Raw genomic sequence first — 8,495 nt, 5'->3', positions numbered from 1 at the left:
CCAGCTCTGCGCCTGTCTCCCTTGCTATGGCTTGAGCAAGCTTTTCACTGACTGTCGTTTCACCGAATACTGCCGGAACTTCGTGCTCGCGGATTACTTCGATCAGGTCCGCAATGTGCTCCGCCGATGGCTCCACGTGAGTCGCCAGGGACGGTATGACGAGCCCGACAACCTCAAATCCGTAGGCCTTTGCGAGGTATGAGAGGCTGTCATGGGACGTTACCAGCTCCCTGCGCTCCTGCGGCACGTTTTCGACATGCACCTTAATCCAGGAGTGAAGTTCGTCAAGCTGGTCCTTATAATCTGAGCTGTTCTGGTGGTAGACGCTCGCGTTTTCAGGGTCCAGGACCGAAAGCCGGGAGGCCATTTCGTCAATTGCGATCTTCACACGAAGTGGATCGAACCAGAAGTGAGGGTCCAGAGCTCCGTGGTCATGCTCGTCCTCGTGACCATCCTCATGGGCATCTTCATTGTCATGTCCCTCATGGCCACCCTCAGGCTCCCCCACGATCCCGACGAATGCAATCTTGGTGGGCGCACCTTCTACGTCCCAGTGCTCTATTTCTTCCAGATCGTGCAGGTCCAGCTGCAGGACCTTGCCTCCGACCGAGTCCGTGATGAAGACTGCGCCTGGCGCTGTGGCTATGTGAGGCCGCGCCCAGAATCCAGCGTCAACCGGCGACGTCAGGAAGCTGCTCCTGGACGCCTGTAGGCTCCCATCATGGGCGTCATACAGACGGAGCTCTCCGTCGCTCATGACCACGAACAGGGACTCCCCTCCGTGGCCGAGATGGACCTGGATTGGGCGGAGACTTTCTGTGGCGGGGATCATAAGCTCCATCGCCTCGTCCTCGGGCTCCACGATGTACAGTCCCACCGCTGAGCCAAGGGCAAAGAAGTGGTGCAGGCCTGGATAGCCCCAAACGGACGTGAGACGGAAGTCGTCAGCGGCTCCATCCGGTGCTATGAAGACGTCGGAATACTCGCCATCATGAGCCTCTAGGACCAGGACGCCCCCAGCGCATCCGAATACGGCCATGTGGCCGTTGCTTGCATCGCCATGCAGCGAATCGCAGCCTTCAGCGCTGTGCAGCACATGGCCGTCCAGGTCTCTGATTTCTGCTCCAATGGGCCGCCGGGCGTCCGGGTTGCCCGGGTATTCTGGGTGCTTGATGGTTGTGGCGAACAGATCGCCTTCCAGGGGTACCGCCGCTCCATGTTGAGGACCTACGTTCATCCGTACTGGAGCATAGGCGTCCCCCTGCTCTGCCAGCTCATGCTCGTTGAGAAACACCACCTCACCGGAGCCGTCGTAGAAGATCGTCGCCCACTCGCCACCTACGTACAGGTGCACGGGGCGGTCACCGCTCAAGTCCAGGGGAAGCTTAAGTATGTCCTCCTCGACCAGGTCGAAGTGGTCCCCATGAGGCTCCATGAATAGCCCGCCATCGAACAGGTGGGCCGTGTTGGCGTCTGAGGAAACGGCAAAGGCATAGCGGCCATTCGTGCTGGAGTAGATCCGGCCGGCCCGCGAGCCCAGGTCATAGCGGCTCTGGCTCACTTCGCCAGACTCCAGGTCTATGACAGAGAGACTTCCTTCTTCCCCATCGCCTACGAGCAACCGCCCCATGATCATCTCGTCATGCATGCTCATCTGGCCGTCTTCATCATGTTCGTCCTGGTGGCCGTGAGGGTCAGCGCCTGAGAATTCGAGGGGATTGACACTTTCTCCAAGCGCGACTACCACGGACTCATCCGCGCTGGCGTTGTGTATCAGGTCATGCAGCCAGTCGGCCTCGAGACCAAGACCGACAGTAAATACAATATCCGCTTCCTCTACTTTGGCAACGTCGCGAGCTCCAGGGAGGAATGAGTGCGGATCGGTACCCGGCGGCAGCAGGCCGTACACTTCTACCCTGTCTCCACCAACCACCCTGGCCCAGTCCGCCACAAAGTTGGTGCTTGTAACCACCTTGACCGGCGGCCCAGAGGGCATGGGAGTTTCCATACCAGCCAAGGCTGCCGCCTCGATCGCCTGGTTCGTGGCGACGAGGGAGGCGTTCACGATGTCCGTCACCTCGTCGGCGGTGAGCTGGTCGCCGACCGCGTCCTCGACGGCCTGTGCAACCAGGTCCTCGATGTCGCCGCGCGTAAGCGTGTCGGATAGACGATCCTGCTGATCTCGTCCGCGCTGACGCCCTCAGGCACCGCATCGGCAACCGCGGAATTGACGAGGCTGCTGAGCTGGCTCACGTCGATCTCAGGCGCGGGCAATGCCCGGACGGACTGGTCGACGATCTCCTTCACGTCGGCCGCAGAGAGGTGCCCCTCCGACGACTGGCTCACGATGGACTCGACGTCCGCACGCGTCAGACCCGCAGGCTGCGCAGCGATGACCGCCGCTACCGACTTCTGTATCTCGGCAGCGTCGAGCGCTGGGGCCGGCTCCGGCTCTTCGCTTGCGCAGGCAATAGCGAAGACCAAAGCCGCGATCACTGCGACTATGACCACTGACCTCCACTTTAATAGGCTATGTCCCATGTTTCTCCTCTAACTCCTGTTTATTGTGGGTATTCTCGGAATTTCCAATGGTTGATCGGTCACTAGCGGGGCTGGTTCCGTCGAAAATGGACGAAATTGCAGAAGCGGGGCACCCCCGCACCCCCGTATCACTAAGGGGCGCATGGCAGATGCAGCAGGTCAATTGGAACAAGGACGGTTACTCTCTCTCGTCCTCACGTACAACTCGAGCATATGGCCGACGACCTTCCCGGGAATACCAGTTCTGATGTCGCGGAGCATTCGCTCGACTGCAACGGCCCTGAACTCCTCCACTGAGCCGCAATCGACGCACACGGAGTGGTGGTGATGGTGGTCAACCCGGGCAAGGCTGTATGCGTTATCTCCGTCCATCGTGACGAGTCTGCAGAGCACTCCCATCTCGAGGAACAGCTTGATGGTGCGGTACAGTGTAGCCCTGCCTATCGAAGGCAGCTCTTCACTGAGCGCCTCGATCGTAAAGCCGTAGTGCTTATGTTCCAGGAGATTGGCTACCGCCCTCCTGGAATCAGTGATCCTGTAGCCCCGGTCCCTAAGTGCGTCCGTCAGGCGCGAGTGTGATGGTCGGGACATATTGTTGATATGTCGACTCAATTATAGATATCACATATTCAGGCTCTATTCGCCACAATCTGATACAAACTATCAATACGTCGACACACCTGTCAACAGTGATTCCAACTTGGAAGATGCTTCGCTCCGTGACCCCCAGGGTGCGCCCGGGCGCGGAGATCACGCGGTGGCGCGCCTGTAGGTCCACGTGGCGGCAGCGAGCATTATCACCGTTGCCGCCGACAAGACCCAAAGGCCAGGGAGAATTGACTCCCACTCCCACCCCTCTATGATTATCGTCCGCACGGACACCAGCACATAGTCGACCGGGTTAACGGTCACTGCCCACTTGAACCATCCGGATAAGAACTCCTTCGGCATAAATGCCGTCGTGAGAAGTGCTAGCGGCATGAACATCAGCCAGCTGTTCTGAGTCATCTGGGCGCTCTTGGTTCTCAGGGCGATTATCAGGCCGATGCAGGCTGTAGCTATCCCGAAGATCGCGGCGGCGACAATGATGGCCACCAGTCCCAGTAAACCGCCCTTGAAGCTGACACCGAAGGCCATGGCCATGGTAACGATGACTATCACCTGCAGCAGAGCCCGCGTGCCCGACGTGAGCAGCGTGCCCATGAGAATCGAAAAGCGGTTTACGGGCGCAAGCAGCAGCTTGTCGAAGTAGCCGGACTGCATGTCCGCAAGCAGCGCGAAGGCAACATCGGAACCGTTCATAACCACGGACAACACGATGATCATGGCGGCAAAGTACGCGTAGTAGTCGTCTGCGGGGAAGCCGGAGATGCCGGTCATGCCCCTGAGAGGAGTCCCGAAGAAGAGGAACATGAACACGGGTGGGATCAGTGTGGAGATGACAAGGGCAGGCTGTCCCTTCCAGGCATTGAGGTTACGCATGTAGATGAAGTAGGTCTCTCGGGCTATGTTCATTTGAGCTATCTCCTCCTGAGGCCCATCATCGGGCGCATCATCCCGTTGACCTCGTCGCCGGAGGCTTCTTCAGCCCGAATCGCGCGTCCTGTGTACTTGAGGAAGACGTCATCGAGGCTCGGCCTTGCGACCGAGATGCTGGCGACTGGGATCCGGTTATCGTGAAGCAGGCGGACAAGTTCCGGGACGGCCGCGCTGCCGTTCTTGACGGTGACGGCGATGCTGTCCTCAACTCTGTTGGTTGCGTCGACGTATCTCTGCTTGCGAACGATGCCTTCGGCCATTTCGTTCAGTGCGCTGTCGGCACCGTTCCCGGAGTCATTGAGGGCGATCTGCACGACGTCTCCGCCCACATCGGCTTTAAGCGACTCGGGCGAACCACTGGCGACGATCTGCCCGTGGTCGAAGATGGCGATGCTGCGGCAGAGACGATCGGCCTCCTCCATTACCTGGGTTGTGAGCAGGATCGTGACACCCTTGGCGTTCAGGCTGTCGAGGTGTTCCCACATCGCGATTCGGCTCTGGGGGTCCAGGCCGACCGTTGGCTCGTCGAGGAATAGGACGTCCGGATTGTGCATGAGGGCTCCGATAAGATCGATGCGGCGGCGCATGCCACCCGAGTAGGTGCCGACCCGCTGTCCGGCCACGTGGGATAGGCCCACCAGTTCCAGCAGCTCCCCGGCCTTCCGCCGGGCCTCGCGTCGGGAGAGTCCGTAGAGCACGCCCTGGAGCTGGAGGAAGTCACTGCCCGTGGCGAGGTCGTCGAGACCAACTTCCTGCATCGCAAACCCGATTCTGCGCCGGATAGCCTTCGGATCGGCGTCGATGTCGATCCCCGCCACCTTGACGGCACCTGATGTCTTCTTCAGCAGTGTGCCGAGTATCTTCATCGTCGTGGTCTTCCCGGCGCCGTTGGGCCCTAGGAAACCGAAGAAGCCCTCCCTCGGGACATCGAAGTCGATGCCCTCAACGGCCCGTGTGCCGCCCGGATAGACCTTCACGAGATCACGGACCTCGACCATGTATTCGTTAGGCAATTGAGACCTCTCTTTCAATGCTTGACAGAGCAACTGCCGGGGATTACGGTAAGCAAAGAGGGCGCAGACAAAGTTTCCCGTGCCGATGGGTTCTTAGCGCGCGCTCTGCTTGGTAAAGCCCGGCCCCCCGAAGGCTGGGCTTTACATTTATTCAGCTATTGGTTAGCAGCTTTCATCTGGCTCTCAAAATCGTGTTGCTTCGTAGGCGGCTGTGTTCGCCAGCATCGTCCTGATGGTGGTTACGAACTTGTCCCTTTCAGCGTCGTCGATTCCCCTCAGGAGCATGCGGTCGTTCGCCTCCACGTGCGCTGCAAGCTCTTCCAACAGCACCTTCCCACTCTCCGTAACGCTTAACGTTGCCGAACGTCTGTCACGCTGCGACGGCTCTCTCTCGAGCAGTTCCTGCTGGACGAGGTTTTGGACATTCCGGCTCACGGCGGCGGCGTCTAAAGGCATCACCCTGGCTAGCCCGCTGACAGTGTCCACGCACCCCTCTGAGCACATCATCAGGATTGCGAACTGGTGTGGAGTTATGCCGTAGCGACTGAACCGCCCGGCCAGACTTCTCATGGAAGCAATGGCAAGGTTGTTTATCCAGAAGCACAGGTCCTCTGGTTGAGGCGTACTACTATTCGAAAGTTGCTCCATGACTAGGAAGCAGAGCGTTTACAAGAAGCCGTATTCTTCGGTTAGAGGTTCAAGGTTCTCGACACTGTCGACCCTGCTGCGCTGGTTGTCTTCGATGCGCTTAACCAGTGTGAAGTGTCCTTGAGTGTTTTGGAATTGCGACGGTACGCTATTGTGAGAGGACATGTTGGACCGAGCCCTGTCCGGTGGATGACATCGCATCGAGTGCGGGTGAACGTCTTGTGTTGACATGCCAGAAGTGCACTAGATATCTCCTGCGAGTCGACCGTGGGCCAACGGCAATCCGTCTTCAGGACTCGGAGACCGCTCGACTTCAATCCACAGCTCATTGACGCCGCGGAGCACCACCTGGTCCCGAAACTCCGGTTCGGCCAGCAGTCTGAATGAGGAGAACCTCTCCAGAAGTGCGGTGAATGCGGTTCTGCCTTCGAGCAGCGCCAGTGGCGCTCCCAGGCAGTGGTGGATACCGCGGCCGAACGATATGTGGCTCTTCTCCCTTCGGCCGATGTCAAGCGAACCCGGACTCGTGAAGGCCTCGGGGTCTCGGTTGGCGGCGCCGATCGCGGATATGACCCGCTGGCCCGCCCGAATCTTCTTACCACCGATCTCCAAGTCCTCCCGGACGTAGCGGCCGTCGATCTGGACCGGGCTGTCGTATCTGAGGAACTCATCAATGGCAGTGTCCATGAGATCTGGCCTATCCCTCAACAGGCTCAGCTGGTCCGGGTTTCTTAGCAGGGCGAGCATTCCGTTGCCAATCAGGTTGCGGGTCGTCTCGTTGCCAGCAACGAGCAAAAGCAGGAGCGTAGCCAGCAGCTCCTCGCGAGTGAGCCTTTCACCCTCTTCCTCAGCGGCGAGCAGGGCGCTGAGGAGATCGTCTCGTGGGTCGCTGCGATGTAGTGCGATTATGCCGTCGAAGTATTCGTACAGCTCCTCGGTCGCTCGGTCTACCCGGCGCACCTGTTCGTCGGAAATCACCGGCTCCACGGAGACGGCGATGTCATTGGACCAGGCCTTGAACTGCTCCATGTCCTCGGGCGGGACGCCGATCATCTCCGCAATCACGGTCACGGGCATCGGGAAGGCCAGGGCTTCAATCAGATCGAACCGGTCTCTTCCCTCAACCTGGTCAAGCAGTCCTTCTGCAATCTGCCGGGAGCGAGGCTCAAGTGCGGAGACGGCCCGGGGAGTGAATGCCCTGGAGACGAGAGACCGAAGCCTCGTGTGGTCCGGAGGGTCGAGGTCGAGGAGGGTGACCCGTCCCGCTTCGACGAAGTTGCGCTCCGCATTGGAGAATCGCCTGTGGTCGCGAAGGACGGCGTCGACGTCTTCATAGCGCGTCAGAAGCCAGGCGTCCAGAAGGCGCATCCTGTGCACCGGGTCCTTGCTGCGTAGCTCATCGTACAGGTCGTACGGATTCGTCCTGGTCTCCCGGGACAGCAGGTTGTAGCTGACCCCGGACTCCATTCGCTCCCGCAGCATGAGCCCCGGAACTACCGCGGACCTCAACAGGTTACGGACCTTCTCTGAGACTGAGGGCATCGCTCATTGCACCTCGAAGATGTTATCACTGCCATCATACCGCCATTTATTGGGTCAAAGAAGCGCCTGTCGACACCACCATAGCAGCCGATTCCCGCAACGACGTGTTGTAACTACAGTCGTTCGGCGGAGCAGACGGTGCCGCGTTGTCCGTCAGCAGTATATCGGTACTGCTTCCGGTTCGATAAAGTTGAGGTTGTCGCAACTTATCTGTGCGCGGCCTTTGATGAGCAGGTCCTGGACTTCTTTGAGTAGGGCGGTACCGTATCACTGACTCTTGGAAGTATCTGACGCGACCATGGGGTCTGGCAAGCCACCTTGTACCACAGTTTGACTTGGTCTCTGTCGTCACAGGGCTCCCTCCCTGGTGTAGGAGTGTAGGGGTGAATACACACTCCCTGGGACATCCGTACCCATATTTGGATCGGTTTAAGCAGCAGAAGCCCTCAAAACCGGATGCGCTCGATCTCGTCCAAGGTGATCTTGTCGCCCGAGCGGTCGTAGAGCCTTGTGGTCTGCGAAGACTCGTGAGCGGCGATGGCACGCGCGTCCTCAAGAGCTCCGCCGTTGGACAGGTAACTCGTGATGCCCGTGGCCCGGAAGCTGTGGCAGTTGACGGTCGGTGGCAGCCCGGCCTTCCTGGCACGACGTCTCACCATCTGGAAGACCAGATGCCGGTTGATGCGAACACCCTTCAGCCTGGACTTCGTTATGTCGACCGCCTGACCAGAGATCGGTGGCGTCCATGTACTCTCCGAGATACTCGATCAGCTTGTGGTGTGCCGGCACCTGGTGCTCCTTCCCACCCTCTTCGTGTAGCAGGAATGATCGCTGGTGATTGCTAATCCTGTAATCCTTGACGTCCATGGCGATGACCGCTCCGACACGGCCGAAGGTGTAGAGCATGGTGCCGATCAATGCCCGGTCCCTGAGCCCTGCCAACCTGTCGATGGAGATCGACTCTAGCAGCTGCCTGGCCTGCTCATCACTTAGGACAGGGGTCTTTCCCACCCTGACAACGTGCTTCGGTCTCTGGACCGACGTCGCCGGGTTAATCTCGAGTGTCCCTCCCGAGACCATCCAGTCGAAACACCTGCTGATTGCCGACAGGTGCTGTTTGACGGACGGGCGGGAGAGGGGGAGCTGTTCGACGTAGGCCGCGACGTGGATCGGCATGACGTCGCCGAGGTGGTGGAGTCCGTGCCGTTCGCA

General features: G+C 59.4%; 8 protein-coding genes. All 8 read right to left on the bottom strand.

All coding sequences use genetic code 11. From position 1 onward, the window contains the following. Positions 1–2,065, bottom strand: a 2,065-nt coding sequence (locus tag J4G14_11930) for a zinc ABC transporter substrate-binding protein (GenBank protein ID MCE2458505.1), incomplete at its 3' end; no start/stop codon positions are given. An 8-nt stretch (positions 2,066–2,073) separates the two neighbouring features. Continuing rightward, on the bottom strand, positions 2,074–2,511 hold the full coding sequence (locus J4G14_11925; protein ID MCE2458504.1) for a hypothetical protein: 438 nt from the start codon (positions 2,509–2,511) through the stop codon (positions 2,074–2,076). A gap of 189 nt (positions 2,512–2,700) precedes the next feature. Beyond that, positions 2,701–3,132 carry a transcriptional repressor gene (locus J4G14_11920; protein MCE2458503.1) on the bottom strand — a complete coding sequence of 144 codons (432 nt, stop codon included), beginning with the start codon at positions 3,130–3,132 and terminating at the stop codon, positions 2,701–2,703. Between the two features lie 159 nt (positions 3,133–3,291). After that, positions 3,292–4,056: an ABC transporter permease gene (locus J4G14_11915; GenBank protein ID MCE2458502.1), complete on the bottom strand. Its 765-nt coding sequence runs from the start codon at positions 4,054–4,056 to the stop codon at positions 3,292–3,294. A gap of 5 nt (positions 4,057–4,061) precedes the next feature. Further along, positions 4,062–5,093: an ATP-binding cassette domain-containing protein gene (locus J4G14_11910; protein MCE2458501.1), complete on the bottom strand. Its 1,032-nt coding sequence runs from the start codon at positions 5,091–5,093 to the stop codon at positions 4,062–4,064. A 183-nt stretch (positions 5,094–5,276) separates the two neighbouring features. Next, positions 5,277–5,741, bottom strand: coding sequence for a MarR family transcriptional regulator (locus J4G14_11905; GenBank protein ID MCE2458500.1), 465 nt, complete (start codon positions 5,739–5,741; stop codon positions 5,277–5,279). Positions 5,742–5,984: 243 nt separating this feature from the next. Continuing rightward, the gene (locus J4G14_11900; protein ID MCE2458499.1) at positions 5,985–7,208 is read right to left on the bottom strand and encodes a cytochrome P450; all 1,224 of its coding nucleotides are present in this window, start codon (positions 7,206–7,208) and stop codon (positions 5,985–5,987) included. A gap of 627 nt (positions 7,209–7,835) precedes the next feature. After that, on the bottom strand, positions 7,836–8,495 hold a 660-nt coding region (locus tag J4G14_11895; protein MCE2458498.1), incomplete at its 5' end, for a tyrosine-type recombinase/integrase.

The sequence above is a fragment of the Dehalococcoidia bacterium genome (assembly GCA_021295915.1).
Classification (GTDB): Bacteria; Chloroflexota; Dehalococcoidia; order Lucifugimonadales; family UBA1123; genus VXRN01.
Note: the sequence above shows the minus strand (reverse complement) of the source record. Positions and strands in the feature narration are given on the sequence as shown.